This window comes from Paenibacillus sp. FSL R5-0908 (assembly GCF_038006245.1).
Taxonomy (GTDB): Bacteria; Bacillota; Bacilli; order Paenibacillales; family Paenibacillaceae; genus Paenibacillus_AQ; species Paenibacillus_AQ odorifer.
In genome coordinates this window covers 2,694,856-2,721,778 of record NZ_JBBOUV010000001.1, presented here as the reverse complement: position 1 = coordinate 2,721,778, position 26,923 = coordinate 2,694,856, and the positions used below count along the sequence as shown (strand labels likewise).

Sequence of the window (26,923 nt, the reverse complement as noted above, 5' to 3'; positions counted from 1 at the left end):
GCCAACTGCGTTTATTTTAATTTTAAATCAGTTTAAAATCATAAAAATATCAAATCTTTGATATAGGAATATCTAACTTAATAAGTTCATCATTCGATCTAGTAGATCTATCAGCGACTCTTGAGTTATTTGATAATAAGTCATATAAATTGTTACTATTGCAAGAAAAATAGTAACAATTGTTAAGATAATTGTTCTGCGTTGTAATGAAAAATTCGTCTGAATTGTTAGTATTTCTAGAGTGGTATCGATCATCTTGACTAATGACTCAGAATGTCGATATGTCTCATTAACTAGATGCTCCGCATTCGCTACAATATTCTTAACCCAATTTCCTCTATAAAGTTTCGAATCTGCTGGCTCCCACTTAATCGATAAAAGTTGCATCCTAGCTGCTCTATTTTGATAATCACCACTCTGTATTTCACTTTTAATTCTATTTAGCATATGTCCATTTCTCTCGATTGTCAGTCTTTGTTTAAGAATATTTTTGTACTTGATTTTTTTATTCTGAATTGACTTAAATATGCTGACCCTGAATACAGCAATTTGTTTACTCATAAATAATGTATATCTTCTGATAGCTAACATGGATAACAAACCTTTTATTAGATCATCTGATTGAATAATAATTTGATGATCTAGATCAGTGTACCCAGAATCTAATTCAATTAGAGAATTACATGTGATTTTAATAGAATCATCAATATTGGAATCTGATAAACTATCTGCATATAGCTGCCAAAAACCATCTTCAGAAATACTGTGTTCAACATATCTCATTGGTAATCCTATTGAATCCCAAAATTGATGCTCATAATTTCTATTTTCCCATGAGCAATATTCTTGTTTTATTTTATAAACTAACACACTTGGAGAATTAATCTTATTTTTATAAAAGAAAGATGATATATGATTACTACCAAGAAATGAAAAAAAACTCCATTTTAACTCAAGTATATAATCTTCAATTTTTCTTCTTTTAACGTATGTCGCATCATAATGAGAACTTCCCCAATATTTAAATATTTTCTTAATGCTTGGTTTGAAAACAATTTCCTCTACTTCATTCTGATTGATAATTTGACTTAATTCCATTAAATATGCATCTGATGGAATTAAACGATACTGAATAGCTATAATTGATGAAGACACTTGCGTTGACTGTATATTAATACTATGTAACAGTTTACCAATCTTTATGTTCTCTTCAAACTGAATGTTGCCTAGATTGCTCCATCGTGATCCATGAATGTTATTTAAATAATTATCAAAAGTTTCATCAACATGATTTGGATTATTAAAACTAAACCTAGCAGGGTACAATTTCAATAATCTTTTTATCCCATTTCTAATTTCAGGTATTTCTTCAACTAAAACCAAGTCCACAACTGTGATGGAAAGTAAATCAACTTGAACACCACTAGGTATTGATATGTCCTCATTAATACTTGAATAGTGAAGACCATGATACAAACTTGCTAAAAAATCATGTTTATTCCGCTCTTTCAAGTAGGGTTTTAGCATAATTAATTTTTTTGAGATCTTACGCTGCAATTTTTCAACTCTGTCAAATCTACTATTACTAAAAGGGTTTTTAATTTTCAAAATATATTCACCTCTACCTCTAAATATTTTTCTATTTCACAAATTTATAGTCTTCGCTATAGCGGCAATTGTGTTTAAAATTCGTACATCCATAGAACGGCCCTCGCGAACCTTTTCTATAGACCAAAAACCCTCCACACCTTGGACATACTCTTGGCTTTTTCAAAATCTCTACATGTCCATTAGTGTATTTACAGCCAGGATAATTTGTGCAACCTAAAAACGTTGTATTATTCATCCTACGCGTTAAATATCCCGTTTTGCATTTGGGACACTTTGGATTCTCCGCTACGCTCTCTTCTTGTGTCACCAATTCATACGGAATCTTATCCTTCTCGATCAGTTCCTTCACAAAAACAGACATTCGCTGCTCAGAGGCTAGAATATAAACGGAGTTTCGTGTGCGCGTTAACGCCACATAAAACAGACGTCGTTCCTCCGCAAATTCAAATACCTCTTGATCGGTCAGTACCCAGCCTAGCACAGGATCATCCGCGATTTTATTCGGGAATCCCACGAGACTGTTCTCCGCATTCAGCAAGATAACATGATCTTCTTCTAGCCCCTTGGATTTATGGGTTGTCAAAAACGAGATCTGAAGCTCTCGGTACTTCGAATAGGTAATTTGAGTCTTATCAGTATTCAAAAGAAATTCAGGCGCATCGTCCAAAAAATTAATATCAAACCCATTTCGACCGAGCAAAAGGATCTTCGCTCTTTTTCCAAAGTCCTTTATAATACGTTCAATGGCTACGCACAGCGCTACCGCTTTGTCTTTTTGGAACCCTAAGATTTGAATAGGTTCTGGATTTTGATGAATGGATTTCAGTTCTTTTCGTAACTGGTTTTTATTTCGCATCACAAAGCGGCCAGCTACATCTACAAGCTGCTGCGAGTTCCGATATGTTTGCTCGATCTTCATCAACTCATGGGCTCCAAAATACTGACCAAAGTGGGTGAAGAGCTGTAGGTCCGAACCCGCAAAGCGATAAATCCCCTGCCAATCGTCTCCAACACACATGACTTTGGCTTTCGTCTGCTCTCTTATCGCCTGAACCAGAGCAAAGCGGCTTTTTGAAATATCCTGATATTCATCAATGATAATATAAGCGTAGGGAAAGTAAGGCTTATTTTTCCTAACAATATCAGTAGCCTGGTTAACCATATCATTAAAATCGATACTACTTATCTTCTTCAAATGAATTTCGTAATAGTTGTAAATCGGCCGCACCAACGATAAGAATAGCTCCGTCCGCCTTTTCAAAAAAGGAATTTCGGCTTTCGTTTGGTTTTGCTGAACAAATGACTCGAATTGACCTACCTCATAACCACTGGATTTAAACAAATTAATAAAGGTCGATAGCAGCTTCACAAACTCCTTAAAGTATTTATCTTGATTCTCTTTATAAACACTATCAAAAATCGACAGATAATCGGCTTCTTGAAACTTTACCTTGTGGACCTGTAACTGCTCCCGTAGCTTCTCTAGGAGCACTCCCTGTTTATTGAAGTATGAGTACGTTTCAATCAGCGTCGTCCCCTGTGAAGCGTGTTGCTGTCGCTTCCACTCCATTCCTTCTAGATACTTCCGCTCTTCTATTTCACTTAGCCAAGGCGTACGTTCCTTTTCATCTACTCCAAAATGCTCAATGTAGAGATCATACGCGGGTAAGTAGAAATCGGGTTTGTACTGGCGATACTGTTCCGTTCGGGTATCAAGCGGATAGTCCCGCTCATATTCATAATCGATTGAATTCAGGAATAAGAAGTTCGCAATCAACGTCTCTTCAAAACTCTTTACCGTTTCACCTGCCAAGGTTTTTAATTTACCCTTTTGCGCTTTCACCGCATGATCAACATAATCCGTTTTCGATATTTTCCCCTTTAAGGTTTCAAAATCTAGGTTGCGATGGAAGTCATGGTACTCCCCCAAATTCTCAAACTCAGAATAATCTTTAGGAATACTAAGGTAATAGCCGAAGAATTCGATAAGGTGTTTAATCTGCTGACCTTCTTCAAATATCTTATCCTTCATATACGATTGTATAACTCCCGCAAGGTCGCTAAAAATATCAGGTTTGGCTTGTCGATCCTTCGCAATAATCTCAAGGCCCAAGGCATGAAAGGTTTTTACGGAAACAGGGAGGTGAAGACGGTGTTCGATCCTCTCCGTCATTTCTAAAGCTGATTTCTTGGTATACGAAATGAGCAGAATCTCTTCGGGCTTTACGCCCTTGTGTTCCACTAAGTACTTCACCTTACCCGCAATCGTGAGCGTCTTCCCACTTCCCGCTCCAGCTAACACCAAGTTGCTATCCTCATCGGTGACGACAGCAACCCGCTGCTGGTTATCCAGGGACTTCCCATCAATATCGCTAAGTAATTTCTCGGCCTCCAATAACTCTCTCTGGATGAATTTTTTATTCCAATCCGATCGAAACTTGGTTAGGCCTCTATAAACATTGATGCTGTCGGTCGTCGATTGGGAGATCCCACTGACATCCCCTGAGCTGAAGTAGTCAAATGTATCTTTATACTGAGAAGTCAGTTTCTCAGCTACAGAGTGTGTGAAATATTCCTTACGTGCATTCCCTACATCCAACAAAAATGTCGCAGTACGTTCCGTTTGTGATGCAATCTCTTCATTGATTTGCTCAGTAGTGGTGCGTAAATTGTAATACATACTCCAGTATTTTTCTTTTTGAGTTTGAAAAAGGGCTTTTATTTTCACATATCGAGGATCAAGATTACGTTCGATGGGTACCGCCTTAAAATAGTTATCAAGTAAAGGGTTGATGGTGTACGGAAGGTCTTGAGCATAATATTGATGCAAATGTTTTGATGTCGCATTAGTGATTTGCTCTTCAGAAATATAGAATCTCTGCGAGGATATTTCTTCAAATCGTTTCTGTAACCTTACATCTGAACCTGCATTAAGCTTCATTTGATATTCAAGCTGCTCCAACATTTTATTCCAATTAAGATTTTTAAAATAAGTTCTTATCCATGAAATCAAAATATATCACATTACCCTTCATGCTTATTGAACTAAGCGTAATTATTTTCCATAGATAATAGTACCAAATTTAAGGCTAATACACTCATGAATAATATTACAAAAGCTATCGTTCGACAAATGGATGTTATATACCCTGATATAGATAAATAAAAAAGCAAACTTTTTTACGAGTTCGCTTTTTCATTTGCGGTTTTAGAATACTTGTCCATATATTCATCCCAATAATTATCATCATCATTCACAATACTATGAAGCCAAAAATACATCATCAAGTTTTCTAAATACTGCTTCTTCCCTTTTATAAAAGGTTTCCCTGAAATACGCGGATAAAGCGTGTTTAAATTGAACAAATTGTTCTTCTGCTTAAAATCATAATTGTACTTAATCCATTGTTCATTACTTTTTATTTTATGCGATCGCGGCCAATACTCATCATGATCAAAAAAGTGTTCAACCCAATGAGAACAGAAAGCATACAGGTTAACATTATACTTTTTCCACGTCTCTTCTATCCAGAGATCCACTTCATCAGAAATCTTTATCTGAAACTCTGTACCCCTGGGTTGGCTTTGAATCTGATAGAAGTCCTTAATGAATCTATATAGCATTTCAGTCTGATCCTTTAAAAAAGGATTTTTTTTAATAACAAGTGCATAAATTTCATAGGAGGAACTCCTAAATTCATTATCTGTATTATATAGAAAAAATAAATCATCTTTTTTCAGTGAGCGTCCTATCGAACGATCGATTTGCTTGTTATGATCATCATAAATTTGTACTAACCAATCTTGAACCTCAATTAAAGATATACTCTTTCTGTACTTGTCCAGACGCTCATCATTTAATATGGTTTGTTCATCCATTTTCGTGATGTCGAGGTACTGATTAAAATACTCAAATACATAATCGACACATATTTTCATGTTAGCGGTTCGATCCTTTAAACTGAATTCGTTTATCTGATCTTCTTTCTTCCTACGAGCCATATACTCTTCAATCGTAAGCACGCTTCACCCTCCAATTTATCCTAGCTATTCATCCTCCACAGCCACTAAACCATCAACATAGTCCGTCATCTCTTGTAGCAAGTTTTTTGCTTTTTCATCATACACACTAGCTGATTTCTTTTTTTTCAGTAAAGTGGACTCTACCTCAGTCAGTTCTTGTTCTACATCCTCTAGATACCCTTTCACCTCAACCTCTGTGTGTTTAGGTAGCGGAGTCCCTAAGCTATTTTGGGCTGCTGCTGTTTGAAGCTGTTCCCACCCCAACCTAATTCCCTCTTCTTGGCTCCTCAAAGCATCCAAATAATTATTAAAGTCATATTCCACATTTCCAATTTGATAAGCATCATTCTGAATTTGATATTCATCATTTCCAAGGATGTAGAGCTTGTCCTGAACAATATAAAGCTGATCAAAATTGAGCGGCGTAACTTTAGCTGCGTTGAGGAGATCCTGCTTATGCTCTTTCATTTCTCCCCAGTGCTGTTCATAACTCTGAAATACGGCCTCAAATTCCTTAGCAATATTCTTGTTGGATTCCATATTTTTATTTAACAGTTGAATGGCTTCGGATAAGCGTTGATTCGCATGTTCCACGGCACTTTGTTGTTTTTTATTAGCAAGTTCTTGCGCTTCAGCTTCCTTCTGCTTTGCCGCCAAGGCTTTACTCTGCTCTATTTCGTTTCGCAAGATACTCACTGTCTGGTTATAGTCATCAACAGTTGCAGCAGTGAACGAAGCAGGCAATAAACTTCCATCTTTTTGATTTGGGAAGTACAGAGTTAACAAACCCTTATCAAAAGTACCAGTTATCGTTGTCCCGTTTAGACTGCTGAAAATTCCACCTTGAAAATTCAGACTGATATTTTTGTCACTAACCACCCCTGTAAAGGGATACGATTCCGTTTCGATTTCCTCTTTACTTTTTGATGTTCGCTGCATCGTACCGTTTAACTCTTGCTCCTGCTCGGTCCAGCTAATAAAAAGCAAGCCTGTCTCTTCTGTAAATAAATAACCCTTTAGAGCATTTTCTTGTGGAATAGGCGTAGGTACAGGTGTTATTAAGGCGGTTACTCCAGAGGGGACTGTCGGTGCTTTTGAATCAGAAATCTTTTTAGGTTCGTTAGACTGACAACCAGCCAGTGTAATAATAAAGACTCCAACAAATATCATTTTTTTAACACCATGGCCACTCCTAGTCATTTCGTTGACTACTTGGAATATCATCTCTGACTCCAAAGAACTCATCAAAATTCAAAGAATTAACAGTTCTTTTATCAATAAAATCGAATACATCAAATACACCATCATGAGGAATGGCTACATATCTAAATGTTGGAACGAATAAGCTAACTATTGAATCATCGAAGATTAAATCTGCAAACTGAGGATTTACTATAAGTTTCATTTCACTTATTACATCAATCCCAGCATCATTAGGATTATCAATTATATTCATAAATGAAACGCCTAAAAAGTGTATGTAATTGCATTGTCTTAATCGAGAGATTACTTCAGTCATTTTATATCTTATCTCATCAGCCGACTCAATATTAATTCTCTCAGGCAAATCAATAAATGCTGCACCAATAGCTGGATCGGGAGTAGGTATTTGCTCAATTGAACTCCTGATTTGAGCGTTTGCTCTTCTCATATTATTTTCAACGGCCGTCCTAGTTGTACCAAAAAGATTTTTGCATTCTATAAATAACCGAGGCTCGACAAAATATTCGCACAAGCTTTCTTGTGTGACTCCTTTTGCATCCATATTACAAAAATATATTGTTTTATTTTGAGAAAGAGTAGAGCCAATATAAAACTCATAACATAAACTGTCGTAATCTTCTTCATTTTTAGCTGAAATTAAGTTTTGAACTTTCTCATCCCATGCCTTAGGATTATTTCGATCAAAATATTCCTTTATACCTCTTAAGTTTTGCATTGATTCCAGAGGAACAAGAATTTTTGCTAATCCTTTCATTAATTCTTGTGTTGCTTGTCCATCTGACTGAAGAACTTCCATCGTCTCATACCATGTCTTTCCGAAATAAGTTCCCCTATTAAAGCGATAATTTGTTCTATTGAAAATTTCCTTTGCAAGTACAAGTATCGAGTTCAATTGATCAATTAATTCTAAACGTCCTCTTTCTCTATCATCCATAGAAATACCTCTTCTCGTCAAAATGAGAATCCAAATATCAATTCAGATGCATTAGGATTCATGTTATTCAATATCTTCCACTTGCTCATCTGGTAAAATCGCAAAATTGTTGTTATCAATTTCCTGATGGATTATACGCTTCTTTAACATCTTACTAACGATCTTTGCTCGCTCCTCAAAAAACTTATTGTAATTATTATCCCATACTCCAAATTCGTCTAGATCCCCAATTAAATGAGTCTGCATTGTTTCTTGAAGTTCGGGGTTGGTCTTTTTAAATTTGGTCATATAACGTGAGGGTGCCAACGCGCCAATTTCCCTCTTATTTAAATAGTCATCAACAATTGTTATGTTAAGAATGTGGTTGATGTAGAATTCATCCTCACTCTTCTTTTTCAAATATGCCCTTGGGAAGAAATGATGATAATTTTTACTGTTGGCTTGCTTAAGCCAATAATTACTAATGTTTACCGTCGAACGATCCACGAAAGACTCGGGCTTATAATACGCATACAAGCAAAGAATCGCTTTAATAAAACTTCGTCCAGCACTAAATGATCCATTATCGATAAGAAACTTTTCCGATGTATTGATAGGCCAATCATATTTTGGTAATTCGCCGCTAATAATTTGGTCTATTTTTTTTATGTCTTGCGCGAGTTTGCTTTCCACCCCTGACGAATATCTCCCTGAAAGAGACACCCGCCAGAAGAAATCTTGGAGCTGCTTTTGAGTATCACCCGTTGGTTTATCAGGATGAATATAAAAAAAGTAAGCAAAAGGAACAATCAATGCATTATAAGGCAAAAGCTGAGAAACAGGTATGCGAAAAAATGATCTAAAATATTCAACGGCTCTATGAATAGCATCTATAGCTTTATCCCAAACTGCAATAAATTGATCTTTACTGAGCTTTAGTATAACCTTTTTTTGGCACTCCTTCTCAAGAATCACTGAAACTGTCTGAAGAACGATGGCATCTGAGATTGTTTCATAATCAAGCGGGCGTAATTCTTCAACAAGCTCTTTATATTTTTCGGATAAATCAAAGTTTTTTTCTACATCAAAAGTTTTTGCAATCATAATTTCAAATACAGACAAGGGCTTGCCACCAACATTTATTCTAGTGAAGATCTCTGTTGCAACATCTATAGGTGCATCTTTGATCAGAACAATGGAATAGCTATATGCTTCAATCCGTCTTTTATATTCTTCAAGAAGACGTAAATATTGAGAAGGATACTCAGCTAGTAAGGTCAATCCGCCATAAAGCAAATCAGCTAGCTTTATGTATGAGCCAGGTTCCTTATCTGTAACATCTAAGGTCACAATCTGGTCATCCTTGGACGCTGTCAAGTCTAGGTATATCGCCGAATAATCATCAGCTTTGTTAGCATCACGTTGAATCTTCGCCCCCTTTAAGCTTGCAAAGAGACTTGTCATTCGTTGTTGGCCATCTAATACAAAATTAACGTATTCTCCTTCGACTGGTTCTGGAAGAATAATGTTCCCCAAATTTCGAACAGATCTAAGTCTCTCTTTAGTTCTCCAAAAAATGAATGTTCCAATAGGATAACCTTTAACAATACTGTCCATCAATTGTGCTGATTTTTGAATATCCCAAACAAAATCACGTTGAAATTGTGGAATTTTTATTTGCCCGCTCTCAATCTCTGCAATGATCGAAGAGAAAGCCTTCGACTGTGGTTCTGGAAGCATCATTTGAATACACCCTCTGCCAAATTTATGTATGAATTTATTATAAAAACAAGAATTCATTGAAATTAATGAAAAAGCCAACCGAAACATCAAGCTATACATGTTGATGTCGTTTGGCAGATGTTTATATTTCAATTAAAGAAATATTTTAAATCGACTTCTCGTTTGGTCTCAAATTTCATCCTGTCTTTGTCTTTTTTTTCTCAATCTTCGGTTTTTCATTCATTATGACGGGAATACCAAGTGGATCAGCTACTAACATTAAATTATTAATTGTTCTATTAATTGTATCCAGTATGTATTTCATATTTTCTTCTTTGTACTTCTCTTCATGATGAGTAACTCTTTTCATTGGATCACCTAGCGGAAGGCCATTATAGAACATTTGCATGGTATATCCTGCTTCTGCTGTTTTTTTTAGTAGAGAATCAGATATATCCACAAATGGCTCATAAATGAGTGTAAACTTAGCAAAAGCCTTCTTCTCTCCTTCTTCCACTCCTTTTCGATATTCAATTTCCATAAGTGCTTTAATCTCTTCAGGTCCCTTATTCTCAAGTGGATTCCTTTTCATTGCAAACGATTTAATGTAAGTAGAACTAATTAAACCGATTATAAAGCTAATTATTATACTTAGGATTGCCACGGTTAACGACATTTTTTTACTCCTTTACATTATAAAAAATAGCAAATCGCTTAGTACTATTTTACTACGCAAAATCATAATCTTCCACATAATTCCTTCATTTACATGGAAAAAAGACATTTTCTCACTATTTATTTAAAACTTGCAATAAAGCTTATCTAGCATGATAAACTAGCTTGTATAAAGAAGATTAAAGAAGTCTTATCAACTGTATATTGAGACCAAACAAATTCCAACCAACGTATTCATTAGAAAATTTCTGTATTCACTATTTCTCTATAATTTTTGTTTTTATTTGGATAAATCTTATAGAAAGAAGGTTCACTTATGTCTCACCATTCGTTATCCTTTTGCCTTAATTGCTCTATGCAGCTCACAATGGAAAACAAAGGGTCTGACCAATATTGCAGCGCGTGTATATCGATTTGTGATAAGTCATTTCAATCGTTCAGATCTCAGTTAGATTCAAACATACGACTTCACCTAGACAACGTATCAAGTCACGATTTAACCATTACCGAAAGAATGTTCTTGCATAGATCAAATATAGAACTCGCCAATTTGTATCGGGATTATATCTTTCCCTTTGTGACATACCATCAATATCAACTGAAGTATATACATTCATCAAGACTTTATCTAGAGCTTGCAATACATGGCGACTCATATTCAGACCTCTCAAGTATGGATATCTACCGCTATAATTGTGAACAGGACAATGTAACTCCAGACAAGGAAATTCCCTATTGGAACTGGATAAATGAAATAACCATTCTTATTAACTGTGACGTCAATGAAGCAGTTGCCGCTGTTACAGAATTATTAGAACAAGGCCTATTAGAACTAACTATCAGGAAGGGATTTACTTATTTTTTGATGATACCTCAAACATTAAAAAGAGGACCTAACTACTCCCCAGATCGTATGAGAGAAAATGCAAATTCTGATGGGATGTGGAGAGAGTAGTTTGTTGATCCTTTGACTTATATAGTCGAAAGTCTCCCTATGATAGGAATATAGCAAAGAGGTAATTTACAAATGATAACAAGTCAATTTAGAAAATTAATCAGACAATATCTAGCGCCCGCATTACATGAAGTTGGTTTTTCAGGAACTGATTATCATTTTGTTAAAGTTGACAACAACCATGTAATACACACTATTGTTATCCAGGCTGATAAGTATGGTGGCTCTTGCGTTGTTGAGCTAGGGGTTCATTTCGATTTCCTTCCAAACCCTTTGGGGGAATTAATTCCTGCCAAAAAAATAACCGTCTATGACTGTGAATTTAGAACTCGCATAGTTCATGAGTTAACCTGGTTTCAGTCAAATGTTCTACGCAAAAAGAAAAGTGAAGCTTGGTTTCGATATGGCGATACAGAAGATGAGTCAGTGGCTGTAGTACATAAAATGAGAGAAATGATTGTTCGTCAGGGGACAATGTACTTCGCTCAATTCAATGATTTTCCTCATATAATAACCTCAATAACAACGAACGAGTTATCTCACCGTACGAAGTTACTGGACGCCTATGGAGCGCCTTTGGATTTAAGATTAGCCTTGCTAATCGCACGTACACATGCTTTTCTCGGAAATACGGTAGAAGCCGCCAATTTCGCTCATCGGGGACTTGAAAACATCGGTAACGTAACAGGGCTAATTCAGGACTTCACAGAATGTATCGATTAAAGTATTAGGTAGATTAACGATCCCACGAGGAGGATGGTAGTGTTCTCACTAATTGAAGATTTTCAATATCGAGAAAGTTACTTTATTACTGGGAACCCTTGGTTACCAATAATTATTATTAGTATTTTAATTATTTCCATTGTATTTATCTTTAAGCTACTAAGAAAGAAGCGTTGATTAACTTCAGATGCTATTGACCTCCCATGAAAATCAAATCTAACAGACAGGATTGGTTGTACGTGAACCCCATACATTACGAAATCATAAAGAAGAATCTTACGATATCTTATAATGACAACGTGTTCGAACGGATATTACAATATGAAATTAAGCATCAAGTGGACCAATTAGATGTCGTAGAAGAACAAATCAACAGCTTCATTTATAAACAATATGGGAAGTCTTATGCTTCCTTTTTTTCAGATCAAAGCACAAAACTATTAAACAATGTACTCTTCCATACCTACAACTTCCATAAATATCACAAAAAACATTTCCGATATGAAGAAAATCTGACAGCTATGCTGCTTAAGACCGATTTACAAAATGTCGATTCTTCTTTTATCCGTTTGCCGTTTCAAAGCATCTATATTTCCGTACCTAAAAACAGCTTTAAATTAACCGCTGAGCAGAAGCATTTCTATGTAGAAGGATTCTATATTCACGAAGTAAACTTGGCTACTTTTGAAAGGGATCAAGTGATTAAAGAACTTGGTAAAGGGATTACTAAATTCATACGAATCTTAACTGTACTCACCCCTGTAGGCAGTGAAGCCCTCCCTTCAATTGAGGACTACAACTACATCACTCTCAATTTACGATTTAAACGTGGCAACGTATTTGAACAGTTGGAAGAGAACTATAATCGAGCAGGACTGACAAATTTTGCAGATCAAGCAACTGAAATCTTTTCATTTGTCATCAACGCTATTTTTTATTTGAATTCGTCATCACAAGAGGTCGATTACATCGAACTGAAGCAGGAAGTGGAGCAAGAGAAAACAGACGACAATCGTTCAACTAGAACTTCAAAAATCCCTTATTACGCCGTTGGGAAAACCATTGTGATTTCAAAACAAGGCGGAAAGCCTGCTCCTGAAAACAACATGGTTCAGCAAGGCACAGATAAAATTCTTGATAAGCAATGGCTCGTTCGAGGTCACTGGCGTAACCAAGCGCACGGCGAGAAGCTCTTGCTTCGCAAGCTCATTTGGATTCAGCCTTATTTAAAGGGAAATCTTCAACAGCCCTTACTTCATACTGATTATTGGGCAAAGCCATAAAACTAAGAGAACTTGAGGAGGCTATTTTTAATGCATAAATTTGAAGAAGAAGACGAATATCATGAAGGTGATTACGGAAAAAGAATATGTGATTTTTGCGGTAATGAGGTAGATTGGACCGAACCCGTTACCGATATTGATGAAAATGGAAAAGAATTTGAGCTGCGTTCATGCTTGATGTGTTCTTTTGACGGAACAGGTATTGCTAGCAGGGAAGAAATTCAAGCAATGATGGATCAAATGAAGAAGGACAAATGAAATAAATTATGAAGAACGGAAAAAATTAGTTCAATGGCAACAGCGGTTACCAAGAATTGGGTAATAACTCCTTGGTGGCCGCTTCTTCTTTTTGATGAAACAACCCAGCTTAACTTATTGAAGAGTATCCTTTCGAACAATTTGTACGTTCGTACGCAAATAATACCTGTCGTTACTATGAAGGGACAATGCGCTGAAGCTAGTTATTATTCGGTTTTTCTCACATAGATGATTCCCCATCCATATGTCTACAGGTGCGCCAATTGTAGCTCAGCATCTGTAATGATTCGTTTAGTCATACTTTATCCTCCATCTCTAATGCGCTCCATTTCCCGTTTAAGCCTTTATTAATCTTGTCCTAAAACCCTTTATGCATGAACACATAGACGTCTATAGAGCAAACAAGTAGACATAACATTAAGTCCAATGTCTTCCCTGGTATAACCTTCTGGAAGTTTTTATAAATCAGAAGCAAAATATACATTTCATCACATTTCGTGATCAACTTTAATTTACTGGAACAGTAATGATATGCTTGCCATCTATATCACTTCAGATGGCATTGATTTTTTAAAAGCTACATTCTAACCCATACCTAAAGTGAAACCCGCTAAGCTTGGCTTGCGGGTTATTTACTATATTTATAAATTTATCTCTTTCCTTTATTTCTTTTTATTTCGTTAATAATTCGTTCACCTAAATCAATGTTCGAGAATTTTTTCTTGTTAATCTCTTCTATATCAATGTATGTAGCTATTGTTTTCGAAGAATCACTAATAGTCACAAACACAAACTTAGCATCAACTTTTAATGGATCAATCTCACAGTGAATATTATAATCATCGCCTAGAATTCGTTGAATTTCTTTTACGGTCACTAAAACATCTTCTTTCGTATATCTTGGCGTTGCATCTAAATTCAATTCATTCACTAGTTCATTCACTAGGGTTGATAATATTTTAGAATCTTTCATAATATTAGCTCCTTTGCTAAAACAGGATAATTTTAAGTATTTACTAAAATAATATCATAATAATAAAAAAGGCAGTGTGATAATAATGGCAAAGTGTTATACAGAAACATTGGTACATTTAGTAATGAGCGACCCTGAATTCGTGTACATGAAGAACTTATTCGAGATTCTATTGATTACTGAAAAAATGCCTTCGGGATCAATCATGGATACAGAATTCTTAGATTTTGTAAAATCCATTAATGCTTCTTTGAAGACTAAGTATTAAAAATCCCTGAAAAAATTTGCTGTTCATTTTTTTAGTTTTCATTAAGAAACTTTTTTAATGAATTGATAAGGATGTACCGTATAAGACAATTTTGAGCATAATGTATTACACTAATAAGGAAAAATTGATCGTTGGAAAAAGCGGCGCCAAAGACTTAGGCAGTAAAGTCTTTGGCGTCGCTTCTTCTAATGAATCGACTCAGATTAACATATTGAAGGACATCCTTACAGACAATCTGTGTGTTCGGCTGTAGCTGTTTTCATTTGATATTCCTAAAATAGAGGATATCCTATCCATATCTCTACAGGGGCCACAATTTAAAATTGCACCTTTCAGATTATTATCCTTTGTGGGATGAATCGCTCTTTGCGCCTTCAGTAAACCAGATTCTTCACGTGCCGTCTAGAAGCCCTCTTTAAAAAAACACGTTAGTTTACTTAGGTCCCACTAACAACCATTCTTTAAAAAGCCTCAGCGCAGATATCGTTGTAATTAATTTATATGCATCTATTTTACTCCACGCTGATGGATTATCCCTCCCATGAAGAACTCTGTTTCTATTTATTAAGTTCGAACGGGAGTTATTAAATGGTCTATTCTTAAATAAACTATTTTCTAGGAGATAAACAATGGATGACCCAATGATATTATCAAAGCTTGTTGTTTCATCTTTTTCTTTAAGTTTAGGCCGTATAACATTAATGAGTCTCCATCCAATATCTTCGGTTTGACCAATGTTTTTAAGCTCATGCTCAATTGCTGTTAGCAGTGATGGAATACAGACTTTAAACATATTACTTTCAATGGATTCAAAACACTCCCGATAAAATTCTTCCCAATCCTTATTACTTGAAGAGAGAATATACTCCTTCTCATTTTTATACAAGCTTAAACCATTCGCTTCGAAATACTCTAAAAATTGTTTATCCTTACTATTCTGAATATCTGCAGTTCCGCCAATCCGTCTATATACAGGTAGAGACATACAAGCTGAAAGACACCAGCCATACTTCACATTGCTAACACATTCCTTTGTCAAATTTGTATAGAATTCTCCCAAATCATTTTCGGGGATCTCAGGAATATCAATTGTGGGTATCTCTAGTTGTTCAATTAGTTCAAACATCTCCTCTAAAACTTCCAATAATGGTAGAATATCCTCTAATTCTTGCGGCACCTTATCTTTAAAAAACTTATGTAGAGGTCTTGGCCATTTAGCAAGTGTCTGTGACGTCCCATTCATTTCATTGGAATCCTTTTTATTTAAACTCATCGAAATCCCTCCATCTCTTACTTCTACTCCAAAAATACTACAAATCTGAAGTAGCCGACCCCAACCCAAAAATCGCTTCCTTCAAATTTCCGCTTATGTCATCAGGCAAATAAATAAATGCTTTCATTTAAGTTGCCTCAATCAGTAACACATAATCAATATCAGCGTTCCTTTATTATCACGTCTAGCTGCGTCGGAATACAGGGCAGAAGTATTACGAAGTCGTGAAAATAAAGTTGCGCTCATGAATTTTATGCTCTGAAAATAAGTTAATTGACTCACTACACCAATAGTTTTAATATGCCCTAACGTTAATTCGAAAAATTATATTTAGCTATATTCTTCACCTGTTTGTTCTCATGCATTGTCTCACTCAATAGAAAAGAATCTATAATTAATGGCAGATTTTTTTGCTATTTAGGAAGTAAAATTGAAAAGAAAATACTAGTCGGAGGTTATGTTATCATGGACAAAAAACAAGAACCATCTATTGAGGAAATTATCATCCCTCATTTGGAGCAAGCAAAAAAAATGCTTGCAAACAGAGAACAGGAAAATCTGAGTCAGCTATTGAGTGAAGTAATTGATCTTTTGCAGGATCACAAAGCACAAATTGAGCACGGAGCGCTTAGAAACACAGCTTATGCCGATCTGCTCTTTCGCTATTTGCCATGTTTCGTGACTCCAATCATCATTACAGGGGAAGGAGAAATTCATAACGGCACCTGCTTTTTTGTGGAACTCGAAGACAAATGCATTGCCATAACAAATCATCATGTGGTCCAATTTTGGCGAGATCTTCGAAAAGAAGGAAAACCCGCAGGTTTTCAAATTGGCGATCTGATTCACAAGGAAAATCTAGAAGAGTTGATCCTTGGAGATTCGGATTTACTTGATCTTGCCACGATACTAATTACCCGCGATATTAAAGAAGAACTTACGCAAAAAGGAAAGCAGTTCTTCCGTTACCACCATACACGTAACGCTGAAGTGGGAGATCGAGTGTTTGCTTTAGGCTGGCCAGGCGTCCTGCGAGAAGACGAACATGATGAGTACCAATCCACCTCTTATTTTGTCGCCATCCAGGGAGAGGTGATGGATGCGACCGACCGTAAGTTGGTTGTGAGTATAGCGCGGGAAAATTGGGATAAACGCATGGGGGAACGGGAACTAGAAGAGTTGACTGAATTTGGCGGAATGAGCGGCGGGCCTATCTTCCTTTTTGTCGACGGTGTGCTCCATCTGGTTGGGGTGATCTTTCAAGACCTGGGTAAGGGCGGTCTATGGGGAGAGGGACTTCAAGCCGTTCATGCTCATTTCATAAATCCAGATGGCTCTATTGAGGAGTTATGATTGGAATGACCAATGTCCGTGAAAAAGACCTTGAAAGTACTATAGAGTTATTCCCCTATTGGAAACATTAGCTTTATGGAAACAGCGGCGACCAAGACTTAAGCATTAAGTTCATGGTCACCGCTTCTTTTTTGATTAGCTTATTAAGCTATCGGCACATGTTAGTCCAAAACCAACCTTTTTCTTTAAAAATTACTCTCTCATCTGTATTGAATTTCAATCTTCTTTATTCTTGTACTTGCTCATCATGAACATCCAACACAGTGTAATTTCATGGTAATATATACCTAGAAAATGAATCATAACAAAAAGGAGTATTGTCTGCATATGATTCCTACACATGTTTATTTAGAAAAGTTTGGACTTCACGGAATTGTCCGCATCTCCACCCGTTCATGGACCACAGGTAACCGCCCAATTGAAAACGATCGGACTGAAGAATTCGTGGTAGCAAAGCGCGGCAAGCAAACACTACGTCTTACCGTGAATAGTCTACTTCAAGGTGACGGCCAGCGGGATTCCTGGGCCAAAGAAGAATCGCTGAGTAAGGATGCATATGAAGAAATGGTACGCGAGCATGGCATAGTTGACAATGACCTCTTTTATCACCACTGGAACGGACGAGAGCAATTGAAGAAAGACTTGCAAGCAGCCGTCGAGCGGCGGTCCCTCGTTGTAACCAGTGCAATACCCTCATGGAAATTAAGGCAGGGAGGTACGGTTATTTTTGGAGTTGCCTCGGATTTCCGAACGCTTGCATGGGAAGCAAGGATTTGATAGCTGCTGATTACAGTCCTTCGCACGCGATTCGCCTTAAACTGCAAGAAAGTGAAGCCTATTTACGAGAGCATTAAGAAAATGGTTCTCCCAAATACGAAACTCTATTTTAAATTTGCTTTATCTAAGTCTACATTTCTCTTCGAATATGCACTCTGAACTACAGTGTATATCCAACAACATTTTCAACAAAAAAAGTATATATTAAGTATTCATACGAATAACCCATTCCCTAATGTTGATAGCTCTAAGATTTAATTCCATAAAATCAAAAGATGATAATCCAAACTGGATTAACAATGGACGTTTAACGGCTTTGAGTGAGTCATTACGTTAACGGAAAACATTATCTCAACGGTAACAGCAGCGACCAAGACTTAGGCAGTAAATTGTTGGTCGCTGCTTCTTCTTTCGATAAACAAACCCAGCTTAGCTTATTGAAGTACACCCTTACGGATAGAAAATAAAGTATAAATTGTCAGGGCCTTAAACTTACGGGCAGGATAGTGTAATCTCTGATTTGATTCTTAAGATGGTTTGCACCTATTAAGAGACTTACGCCATCGCTCTTGCTGGTATCATTAGTTCTTGCAGTTCTGACACAACAAGCCTCAAACCTGTAAATAAACGCTTAAATAGTAGAAGTACGATTTTATATTCCAAACCAAGCTTTAGCTTGCTGAAAGCAGCTGCGTTAGCAAGGGGCGTGGTTCAAAACCACCTACCTTCAGTAGCCTCCCTTTTAGTCGGCTTTAGCCGAAATCACTCCATGGTGGTTTAGCCCACCAAAAAAGAATCTCCATCCTTTAGGATGGAGTGGTTCAGTGGATTTCAAATAACAGTGAAATGGATTATCGCGAATAAATTAGTTGAGTTAAAGGGAGAAATTTGCATGCATGAAGTAAATAAACGGTATCAATCAGTAAAAGTAAGCTATTTGTTAATGCTCAAGTGGTTTATTTTTGGGGCTATATCCGTAGAAATAAGTTTTTGTATTATTAATTTCATGAAAGTTTTGAACAATAATTTAATCCAACTTAAATATGAATGGACTTTCTGGCTGCTCGTGGCCCTCTATAGCTTTTTATTAATAGCATTCTCAAAGGGAATGGGCAAAAAAGCCGCTAGTATATTGCGAAGTAAAAGGATAGATCTTCTCATTGTAACTTTATCGGGATCTTCTTCAATGTTTCTTATTGGCGGAGTCGGAATAGAATTCATTGAAGAATGGCTTCACTCCGTTCCTTGGTTATATTTAACATTAGTTTCAACACTTCCAATCGTATTTTACCTTTCGAGAGTTATTCGTGTACTTCAAGTCAATAAAGAATCATCTAAGAATCGGAGCAAATCACTTTTTTTGAGTGATAGCGAGGGGAAAATAAAAAGTGATGATGCCTTTGAAGTTTATGATACCGCAGAAAGATTTGCAGAGCGGGTATACAATCAAGGATCTCCCGAAAGTTTAGTCTTTGGGATTGATGCTCCATGGGGGACTGGTAAATCAACTTTTGTTAATTTATGCAAAGGAATTTGGGGTGAGCGTTTTAAAAATAATATTATAGTATATACCTTTGACCCCGTTAAACATGAAAACAACGATAATCTAATGGAAAAGTTTGTGAATGGTCTTGTAGAAATAATAAGAAGTAATTTTTTTGCGCCAGAACTCGAATCGTTGCTAGCAAAATATGTCCAGTTATTGAACGATTCAAAGTTAACATTCTCTATGTTTAATCTAAGATTCGGGATACCGTTTGGTAAAGCATCCGTTGAAAATATTCTTGAGAAATTACAGATCGTCTTAAGTAATATAGACAAGAAAATCATTATTGTAATTGATGATATAGATCGACTTAATTTCTCAAGTATCAAGGAAGTATTGTTCGTTGTTAAGAAATCATTTTCTCTTCCAAATATCTCATATGTAATGTGTTATGATACTGAAAATATTACAGCGCTGGAACAGCATAAATTAGATTCCGAGAAAATTATCGAGTTTCTTGAAAAGTTTGTTAACATTAAAATCAGTCTTTATTTGGATCATAAATTGTTGTTACAGTATTTTACTGAGAATAAGGATGAAACGTTAGATAGAAACTTACTTAGCAACCCTAAATTAGTGTCCAAAGCTGTAGAAGGTCTTAAAGATATTTTTGATTCTAGTGATTTTCATTTATACATTCCGTTTATTGGTGATGCAAGAAAATTAAAGAGGTTAGTAAATATAATTGTTATGCTAGAGGTAGAGAAACTAGATTTTTCAAACTCAGATTTTGATAAACATGATCTCATTCATTTACTGATGATTTATATGAATTATCCTAGTATATTTAGAAAAATATATTACACTGAGTCTCAAGGTAAACGCGGGTTCTTTTCAATTTCAAAAAATTCTTCAAGTCGTAAGGATAATAAATATACAAACTCTACAATGTACACGGAGTATCTAAAAGGTCTGAATAATAACCAGCAGTTTATTTTAAATCAAATATTTGACGCCGAAAAACGATTAGGTTCTGAAAGGAACATATCGGAGGAGAAAATTACATCTTATGCTTGTTTTAATGGAACAAAACACAGTACTAGTATAGGGAATCTTGAGCGATATTTAAACTTAATAATAAAATTGTCAAAGCCAATTCAAACCGAACAATATAAATTCTACGTAAACTTAAAAGATGAAATTTTAAGTGAATTAAGTATATCAGAGATTTTTAGTCGTAAAGAGTTTTCATTCTCTAAGGGTGAAGAACGTCATGAACAGTTATGGAGAGTATTATTGAATACAAGTGCGAACAGTTTTTCTTTAGAGAAATCAAAAGAGATCCTTCAATATGCAATAGACTCAATTAATAATTACTCTATATTAAGACTACAAAAACACGGGATAGGATTACGAGCAAGCTGGATTCAATACACTATAGTAAAATTGTTGGACAAGTTAGGGTGGGCAGATGACGCAGGAACACATTGGAATAATTCGGATTTAAATGTAATCGGGATTGCAGAGTGGATATTTGGAGAAAAACAATACAAAAATGCGGGGATATTGGATCTACTAGCTGCCGAGGAAAAAGGGGTACTTGGGTTATATGATCTGTTAACATTTCGTCTATATTGCTGCTCAGATCGAAATGAAGATATTTATAACTTAACAAGATCTCTATCTAGACATGGAGGAAAGCAAAATCCCACTTCGGGTGAAGTTAGAAGTATTGTTATTGGAGAAATGCGAGAAATTTCTCAGCATATATTTCAAATATTTAGATCTCAATATATTGATAAAGGTAAGAATATCTTCGAAGAGGTTTTGGAACTATCTTTAGATGAATCTTGCAGTAGATCGACTGATTATATTAAATTAAAAGTTCCATTTAACATCTTGGATAAAGAATTAAATAAGTTAAAATCAGAACTACTTTCATTTATGCTTTATCAATTAGGTAGTATAAAAATTGGTAGCGGGGTTCCATGCGGTTATTATGATATTAAAGGGAATAAGGATCTGCATGAGATTAACATGGAAATGAATAATTATCTCTTCGATTTTTGTTTTAACACACAGAACTCTGAAATGGCTACCGAATACTTCTTATATTATCTGTTTTTAAACTATACAACAGCTTACGGATATACAACTAAACACACTCCAAGCATTGAAGATTTTACTAATGTACTTAATAGAGATCGAATTATTGATTATTGGAAAAGTAATAAGGATGAAATTAAATCAAAAAAAATTACATGGGGCAGTGATTTAATTACAGGTAATAATTATGAAAGAAAGTTTACCGATTCTATAGCGGTTACTTATGAATTTCTAGATAAGTTATTAATAAATAGTGAAGGTCTGAATGAAATTAAAGATACCAATGAGTTTAACTGAAATGGATGAATCGATTAAGGTATAACGTGCATTACTCTAACAGGAAACGTGGGTTCAATGGAAACAGGCGGCGACCAAGACTTAGAAAGTTTAATCTTGGTCGCCGCTTCTTCTTTTGATAACTCCCCAGCTAAACTTATTGAAGAGCATTCTTACGAACAATTTGTACATTCGAACGCAAATAATACCTGTCGTTACTTTGAATCGATGATGGGCTGAAGTTGGTTATCATTCGGTTTTTCTCACAAAGATGATCCCCCATCCATATGTCTAAAGGAGCGCCAATGAGCATTAAACTTTTTAGTTCGGCGTCGGTTGTGATGATTCGGTTTTTCATTAATAAGACTTCCTTTCTAATGGGCTCCACTTCGCGTATAAGCAACTAAATGTCCTAACCACATAAAAGCTTTATATATGAATGAAAACGCGTCTGCTGAGCAATTAAGCGGGCTTCCTTTTATGTCCATGCTCCCTTAGCTATAATCAATCTCGATGTTCAAAAGTAGCGCCATAATCCTTCGTTTTTTCATTGCTAACTTTCTATAACCGAAACAACCCGCAGCAGTTAGAATATTAAATCTGACTTAATGAAAATAAAAAGGCTGCCTTTGTTTATCTGACAGAGTTCTGAAGAATTCTTTAAATTTTGGCTGACAAATAACCAATGTGAATTTACCGCTCTTGTGAGTGTACGATTTGATACATAAAGGATTATAAGCTTGGTATGTCTTTCCTTACTAACCATCCATGCACCATCGTTACAGGGCGCTTTATGGAACTAGAGAGAAGCATTAGTTTAATGAAAACAGCGGCGACCATGACATGGGTAATAAAGTCTTGGTCGCCGCTGCTTCGTTAATGAATTAGTTATTTTCTTCTTGCTGAAAAAACTTACTTACGAAGTTTTTTCTCTGAGTTTAAGTTATTTAGTAATAAAATTCACGAGAGTTCTGATAGCGATAATCATGTCATCATAATCCGTCTTACCATCTTTAAGAGCCACATTTAGTCCTAAAACTTTTATTCTTTGCATGTTAAGTTTTCTTGCTTTCTCAAAAGTGGGATTAGCCAAAACAATGTAGTGGTGGCTTTTTACAATTTCATTTAAATTCGTGTACAAGTCTACAAAGAATTTGACATTCAACGAAAATCCAAGATATAGTAAAGGACGGCTCGTTATAATGTGGTTTAATTTATACACTAATCCACTATCTTCGTACAACTTTGTATAATCTGCGGCAGAAACAATCATAGTATCTTTTCGTTTAATATGCCCATGGATGTGCAGAACTTGACTACTTTCATCAAGCAATTCTCTAAGATTGTCTACATCGTTTAAGCATAATGGTGCTCTATAATCTACCGAGTAAGATAGGAATTTTTCTAAAAGCAAATCATAATTCGTTGTAATATATAAATTCGAATTGAGCTTAATCACATCATAAAAATTATGAAGTTCTTCATCGACACCAGACTTTTGTTCGCTCTCAATGATTTTTATAATGGCATCTTTAATTTGGTCATCGTCATTTAGATAAACAGACCATTCTTTTAAGTAGTCCAATGCTTTTAATAAGTCACCTTGTTTCGTATAGTCCAAATACGTTTCTTGTTGGTTCGACTTTGAAAACATTGGATTAAATTTTTCAAGTAGCTGAGTCCAATTGGGAAGGCCCAACGGAACGGATAATCCTGAACCTATAAATGGTATGATTTTTGATCGTTCATTTTTCACTAAATCAAAGTTCTGCTGATACTCTTTTAGCAAATACTTATCTTCAAAATATTGTACGATTTCTAGTCGTAATTTATTTACGCAATCCTTGTCAATTTTATACTCACTATGATACTCGTGCTGAAAATCATTTGAAATTTCTTGACCGCAAACAATACATAAATCGGATTTGTTATTTGCTGACCATACAAGTTCATCATCATCCATGCATTCATAAATAACTTTTTCAGTAGAGTTTGAAATTAACCACTTATTTAATTCATCATATTCTGGACGATTCAAAAAACTCTCAAACATAAAACTGTCATACGTATTATCTGCTCCCTCATCTAGAAAACGCTCAATTTCATAAATGTGCTGATTAGTAATCTCTGTAGCTATTAAGGTTTGTAACGACATTATGAATAATCTCCTTATTAAATTGACGATAAGCGATAAGCGTCACTTTGAAATATTTTTTCCTGGCTTCAATTGTGGTTTGAACAACATCTAGATTAGATTTGTCGTTATGATCTACGAACCATGACATCGACCATTTTTCAAGATACTTTGTATTTTCAAAATCCGTTAACAGACTATAAATCGTGTCAGAGTTTGCAATACATCTTGTTGCCCTATTGGTACCAGTAGAACTTCTATTGGATTTTGCATTTTTATAAGATATTTTTGTTGGATATCCAATCATATCCAAAGACCGTGCTTTTATTCTCATATCATCTTCTTCGTAATTATTCATAATAAAAATGCCTAACATTAGCGCTTTAACCTTTTCTTTAAAATCATTCATTTGTGTAGCATTCGCGGGCTTCTTTCCACTCTTAATGTGTGCAGCAGCCTTTCTGCCAAACAAGTCTATATCGGATTTTGTTATGCTGTTAATATTTTTTCTGTCATCATCAATAAGTTTATTGAATAGTTCTTTGCAGTAATTGGACATCCCCTCTTGGTCTTGCTTAAACTCAAAATTCGCCTCAATACTTAAAGGTTCAATAATTTTTTTCAGCATGTACGTATGGAATGCACTAGGGCTTGTTATTTTATCGTCTTCATCCTCATCAAACATATTAGCGGTGTGTTTATTCAAAATCAGGAAATATCCTTCTTTAAAATTTATCTCTACACCACCCAGTAAATACTCATTCTTGGTGGATTCAACTTTTTTCACCACTCGTTTTCGATATATATTTTTCCCAACTAAGAATCGCATGGTTTGAATGATACCATTCTCTTCTGTGTAATCAAACCCAGCAATAAAATGGCCACCATCAACAGTGACATTTATCAAATCCATAAGATAAAAATCTTCGGCAGTGATCATTTCTTGAACGGGAACAGAAAGATAGCTTTTAAAACTATCAATTACCCGTTCTGCTCGTTTCAGGAATAATTGTTTCGCTGGTTTAATTGGAGACTTAATTTTATGGATATAGATATTGGTCAATCGCCCATATAAAATATGTTCAAACAGGAGTTCATTGATCCATTTTCTATATGAAGGTTTCTTAGCAATCAGTTTCTCATAATACTTATCAAAACCAACTGTAGAATCGGAGTAGCCCAGTTCATCAACAATGATTTCCTTGAACATTTCTACATCAATGTATTCTAAAAATTTGTGCCCATTAAAGACGTAAATTTTCTCTGCCTCCATAGCCATCCCCCTCTACTATGCATAATTATCTGTTGGCCTATAAACCAATTTAAAAATAGTTTTCATTAGAATGGATAAATTCGACATTTTACTTTCAAATCCTGCAAAATGATACTTTAATATCAAACGAGTTTAAAATAGTTTTTCCTTAGAAAAAATGTACAGTTATCACGCATAAAATACTCATCACCAATTTTTATTGTTAGATTATTATAAGAATGAATACATCCAATGGAATCGGGTTTGTCTAATATCCATGCTTCCACTTCTACAGCAGACATAATGCAATTATCAATTTGTTGGTTGGTTAGAATACGAATACGATTTTTATTATTTTTCATTTCCATTCTCTCCTTTGAGATAAAAATAAGCACCGCTAAATATACATGGTTTACCCATGGATATTCGACGGTGCTTCCGTTTTAAAAGTATTCAATTAATTTAAGAATAATCAATTCCAAATCTACTGTCAACAAATTTAGATTGAGAAGTTATCTATTTATTCGAAGCTCTGCCTCTATTGCAAAGCATATCGGGTAAAGTGAATGAAAATCATTATGTTTACGTGCAAGATTAGGAATCCAATAGCGACCGTGTGCAAGCCAATGCCGATAAGTTAATAGGCTTTTGTAGTCTGAGAATATATGTAAAACCCCAGGTTTAACTTTTTTCCAGCTCTCCAAAATATGATCCTCCAAAGATACTCTTTCTTTATTATCACTATATATTTTAAGAAATAATCGATCTAAATCACTTTTTCCTCTTTTATTCACGCGCTCATCAAAATCAACTCTCAGGCTAGCTTCAGTAGCGGCAAGTAAATTAAACGTAGAGAGACGGTCAAGTTCCGCCTCCCGAGAAATAAAAATTTCTTCAACTTCCCTGGGAGTGAGGCCAATAAACTGATTTGAAATAGGCTTAACTCCATTAAGTACATTTTGCTTCAATAATCTTAGCGACTCTAAAGAATCACTAAAATAGTTAGAGACCTCTTCTAGAGTTAGCTCGTCATGTGAACGCCTTAGCTTTGTCATCCACTGATCACCTTCATTAGGTTTTCTTTGAATGTTTCTACATTCACTTCAATATAATGAAGCTTTGGGGTGCGTATCATGAAATGCCACACCTGTTCTTCTGCTGGCTGAACAACTGGACTCTCTGATGCTGGAAGTTTATCAAATGGTGATTGCACCTTGAATTTGGGACCTCCTGAGTTTGTCAAGAGAAGAACAGCTTTCCCGAGAGGACCGTCCATATCAATGCGTCCCATGGCACCGATGATATTAATACCGATAGGAGTAAGCGTCACTCTAGACCTGCCGATTTGGATGATCATCTCGTCTACTTTATAACAGTATCCCTGAACACCGCTTAGTAGTTCTTCAAAGATGTCTCGTTTTTGTATGGTCAATTTAGCGGAACCCTCATCAACGTATACTTCTAATGCTTCTCTAGCAATTTTGTAGATCTCTTCAATCTGTCTACTAAAATCCTCGACTTGTTTTTCCGCGTTTTCAGGAGAAACTTCTTCTTGTTGAGATTTAATAAAATCATCAAAATCCATTGTATAAAACTCCTTTATTATGGTTATTATTCTTCGCTTAATTATCATTTCTA

20 protein-coding genes are annotated in these 26,923 nt (G+C 35.5%); 6 read left to right on the top strand and 14 right to left on the bottom strand.

Annotated elements, in window-relative coordinates; translation table 11 throughout:
- Nucleotides 1–72 precede the first annotated feature (72 nt).
- The 7 genes from MKZ09_RS11850 to MKZ09_RS11820 form a co-directional block, all read right to left on the bottom strand.
- Nucleotides 73–1,608: a hypothetical protein gene (locus MKZ09_RS11850; protein ID WP_076204567.1), complete on the bottom strand. Its 1,536-nt coding sequence runs from the start codon at nt 1,606–1,608 to the stop codon at nt 73–75.
- A 31-nt stretch (nt 1,609–1,639) separates the two neighbouring features.
- Nucleotides 1,640–4,552 carry a UvrD-helicase domain-containing protein gene (locus MKZ09_RS11845; protein WP_179089554.1) on the bottom strand — a complete coding sequence of 971 codons (2,913 nt, stop codon included), beginning with the start codon at nt 4,550–4,552 and terminating at the stop codon, nt 1,640–1,642.
- Between the two features lie 239 nt (nt 4,553–4,791).
- Nucleotides 4,792–5,634 (bottom strand): hypothetical protein, encoded by an 843-nt coding sequence (locus MKZ09_RS11840; RefSeq protein ID WP_076204574.1) that lies wholly within the window; start codon nt 5,632–5,634, stop codon nt 4,792–4,794.
- A 24-nt stretch (nt 5,635–5,658) separates the two neighbouring features.
- On the bottom strand, nt 5,659–6,858 hold the full coding sequence (locus MKZ09_RS11835; RefSeq protein ID WP_076204577.1) for a hypothetical protein: 1,200 nt from the start codon (nt 6,856–6,858) through the stop codon (nt 5,659–5,661).
- Nucleotides 6,827–7,792 carry a hypothetical protein gene (locus MKZ09_RS11830; protein WP_076204580.1) on the bottom strand — a complete coding sequence of 322 codons (966 nt, stop codon included), beginning with the start codon at nt 7,790–7,792 and terminating at the stop codon, nt 6,827–6,829. Before MKZ09_RS11830 ends, MKZ09_RS11835 begins: the two co-directional genes overlap by 32 nt.
- Before the next feature lie 63 nt (nt 7,793–7,855).
- Nucleotides 7,856–9,514: a DUF262 domain-containing protein gene (locus MKZ09_RS11825; RefSeq protein ID WP_076204583.1), complete on the bottom strand. Its 1,659-nt coding sequence runs from the start codon at nt 9,512–9,514 to the stop codon at nt 7,856–7,858.
- A 175-nt stretch (nt 9,515–9,689) separates the two neighbouring features.
- Entirely contained in the window at nt 9,690–10,169 is a 480-nt protein-coding gene (locus MKZ09_RS11820) for a hypothetical protein (protein WP_076204586.1), read from the bottom strand.
- A gap of 1,026 nt (nt 10,170–11,195) precedes the next feature.
- Between MKZ09_RS11820 and MKZ09_RS11815 the strand changes: the two genes are divergently transcribed.
- The 3 genes from MKZ09_RS11815 to MKZ09_RS11805 all read left to right on the top strand — a co-directional run bounded on the left by MKZ09_RS11815 (nt 11,196) and on the right by MKZ09_RS11805 (nt 13,387).
- Complete coding sequence (locus MKZ09_RS11815; RefSeq protein ID WP_076204592.1) at nt 11,196–11,846, top strand: DUF4304 domain-containing protein; 651 nt, start codon at nt 11,196–11,198, stop codon at nt 11,844–11,846.
- 239 nt (nt 11,847–12,085) lie between these two features.
- Entirely contained in the window at nt 12,086–13,129 is a 1,044-nt protein-coding gene (locus MKZ09_RS11810) for a hypothetical protein (protein WP_076204595.1), read from the top strand.
- Between the two features lie 30 nt (nt 13,130–13,159).
- Entirely contained in the window at nt 13,160–13,387 is a 228-nt protein-coding gene (locus MKZ09_RS11805) for a hypothetical protein (protein WP_076204598.1), read from the top strand.
- 649 nt (nt 13,388–14,036) lie between these two features.
- Here the strand turns inward: MKZ09_RS11805 and MKZ09_RS11800 are convergent.
- Both MKZ09_RS11800 and MKZ09_RS11795 read right to left on the bottom strand, forming a co-directional pair.
- Nucleotides 14,037–14,360, bottom strand: coding sequence for a hypothetical protein (locus MKZ09_RS11800; protein WP_076204601.1), 324 nt, complete (start codon nt 14,358–14,360; stop codon nt 14,037–14,039).
- 701 nt (nt 14,361–15,061) lie between these two features.
- The gene (locus MKZ09_RS11795) at nt 15,062–15,901 is read right to left on the bottom strand and encodes a hypothetical protein (RefSeq protein WP_076204607.1); all 840 of its coding nucleotides are present in this window, start codon (nt 15,899–15,901) and stop codon (nt 15,062–15,064) included.
- 465 nt (nt 15,902–16,366) lie between these two features.
- Between MKZ09_RS11795 and MKZ09_RS11790 the strand changes: the two genes are divergently transcribed.
- From MKZ09_RS11790 to MKZ09_RS11780, 3 genes are all read left to right on the top strand, one after another.
- Nucleotides 16,367–17,254, top strand: coding sequence for a trypsin-like peptidase domain-containing protein (locus MKZ09_RS11790; RefSeq protein ID WP_076204610.1), 888 nt, complete (start codon nt 16,367–16,369; stop codon nt 17,252–17,254).
- 327 nt (nt 17,255–17,581) lie between these two features.
- Nucleotides 17,582–18,031 carry a hypothetical protein gene (locus MKZ09_RS11785; protein WP_076204613.1) on the top strand — a complete coding sequence of 150 codons (450 nt, stop codon included), beginning with the start codon at nt 17,582–17,584 and terminating at the stop codon, nt 18,029–18,031.
- Nucleotides 18,032–18,923: 892 nt separating this feature from the next.
- Nucleotides 18,924–21,920, top strand: coding sequence for a P-loop NTPase fold protein (locus tag MKZ09_RS11780; protein ID WP_076204616.1), 2,997 nt, complete (start codon nt 18,924–18,926; stop codon nt 21,918–21,920).
- 922 nt (nt 21,921–22,842) lie between these two features.
- Here MKZ09_RS11780 and MKZ09_RS11775 read toward each other — a convergent pair.
- From MKZ09_RS11775 to MKZ09_RS11755, 5 genes are all read right to left on the bottom strand, one after another.
- Nucleotides 22,843–24,054 carry an SIR2 family protein gene (locus MKZ09_RS11775; protein WP_076204624.1) on the bottom strand — a complete coding sequence of 404 codons (1,212 nt, stop codon included), beginning with the start codon at nt 24,052–24,054 and terminating at the stop codon, nt 22,843–22,845.
- Nucleotides 24,017–25,306, bottom strand: coding sequence for a hypothetical protein (locus MKZ09_RS11770; protein WP_076204628.1), 1,290 nt, complete (start codon nt 25,304–25,306; stop codon nt 24,017–24,019). The genes MKZ09_RS11775 and MKZ09_RS11770 overlap by 38 nt, the downstream gene beginning before the upstream one ends.
- Before the next feature lie 122 nt (nt 25,307–25,428).
- A complete protein-coding gene (locus tag MKZ09_RS11765; RefSeq protein ID WP_076204631.1) occupies nt 25,429–25,647 on the bottom strand; it encodes a hypothetical protein in 219 nt (72 codons plus the stop codon).
- 150 nt (nt 25,648–25,797) lie between these two features.
- Nucleotides 25,798–26,340, bottom strand: coding sequence for a hypothetical protein (locus MKZ09_RS11760; protein ID WP_076204635.1), 543 nt, complete (start codon nt 26,338–26,340; stop codon nt 25,798–25,800).
- Complete coding sequence (locus MKZ09_RS11755; RefSeq protein WP_076204640.1) at nt 26,337–26,870, bottom strand: hypothetical protein; 534 nt, start codon at nt 26,868–26,870, stop codon at nt 26,337–26,339. Before MKZ09_RS11755 ends, MKZ09_RS11760 begins: the two co-directional genes overlap by 4 nt.
- Nucleotides 26,871–26,923: the final 53 nt, after the last annotated feature.

Excerpts from the sequence above, each read along its gene's own strand:
- MKZ09_RS11845 (WP_179089554.1), bottom strand. The coding sequence starts at position 4,552 with ATGAAGCTTAATGCAGGTTCAGATGTAAGGTTACAGAAACGATTTGAA.
- MKZ09_RS11835 (WP_076204577.1), bottom strand. The coding sequence starts at position 6,858 with ATGATATTCCAAGTAGTCAACGAAATGACTAGGAGTGGCCATGGTGTT.
- MKZ09_RS11830 (WP_076204580.1), bottom strand. The coding sequence starts at position 7,792 with ATGGATGATAGAGAAAGAGGACGTTTAGAATTAATTGATCAATTGAAC.
- MKZ09_RS11825 (WP_076204583.1), bottom strand. The coding sequence starts at position 9,514 with ATGATGCTTCCAGAACCACAGTCGAAGGCTTTCTCTTCGATCATTGCA.
- MKZ09_RS11820 (WP_076204586.1), bottom strand. The coding sequence starts at position 10,169 with ATGTCGTTAACCGTGGCAATCCTAAGTATAATAATTAGCTTTATAATC.
- MKZ09_RS11815 (WP_076204592.1), top strand. The coding sequence starts at position 11,196 with ATGATAACAAGTCAATTTAGAAAATTAATCAGACAATATCTAGCGCCC.
- MKZ09_RS11805 (WP_076204598.1), top strand. The coding sequence starts at position 13,160 with ATGCATAAATTTGAAGAAGAAGACGAATATCATGAAGGTGATTACGGA.
- MKZ09_RS11800 (WP_076204601.1), bottom strand. The coding sequence starts at position 14,360 with ATGAAAGATTCTAAAATATTATCAACCCTAGTGAATGAACTAGTGAAT.
- MKZ09_RS11795 (WP_076204607.1), bottom strand. The coding sequence starts at position 15,901 with ATGAGTTTAAATAAAAAGGATTCCAATGAAATGAATGGGACGTCACAG.
- MKZ09_RS11790 (WP_076204610.1), top strand. The coding sequence starts at position 16,367 with ATGGACAAAAAACAAGAACCATCTATTGAGGAAATTATCATCCCTCAT.
- MKZ09_RS11785 (WP_076204613.1), top strand. The coding sequence starts at position 17,582 with ATGATTCCTACACATGTTTATTTAGAAAAGTTTGGACTTCACGGAATT.
- MKZ09_RS11780 (WP_076204616.1), top strand. The coding sequence starts at position 18,924 with ATGCATGAAGTAAATAAACGGTATCAATCAGTAAAAGTAAGCTATTTG.
- MKZ09_RS11775 (WP_076204624.1), bottom strand. The coding sequence starts at position 24,054 with ATGTCGTTACAAACCTTAATAGCTACAGAGATTACTAATCAGCACATT.
- MKZ09_RS11770 (WP_076204628.1), bottom strand. The coding sequence starts at position 25,306 with ATGGAGGCAGAGAAAATTTACGTCTTTAATGGGCACAAATTTTTAGAA.
- MKZ09_RS11765 (WP_076204631.1), bottom strand. The coding sequence starts at position 25,647 with ATGAAAAATAATAAAAATCGTATTCGTATTCTAACCAACCAACAAATT.
- MKZ09_RS11760 (WP_076204635.1), bottom strand. The coding sequence starts at position 26,340 with ATGACAAAGCTAAGGCGTTCACATGACGAGCTAACTCTAGAAGAGGTC.
- MKZ09_RS11755 (WP_076204640.1), bottom strand. The coding sequence starts at position 26,870 with ATGGATTTTGATGATTTTATTAAATCTCAACAAGAAGAAGTTTCTCCT.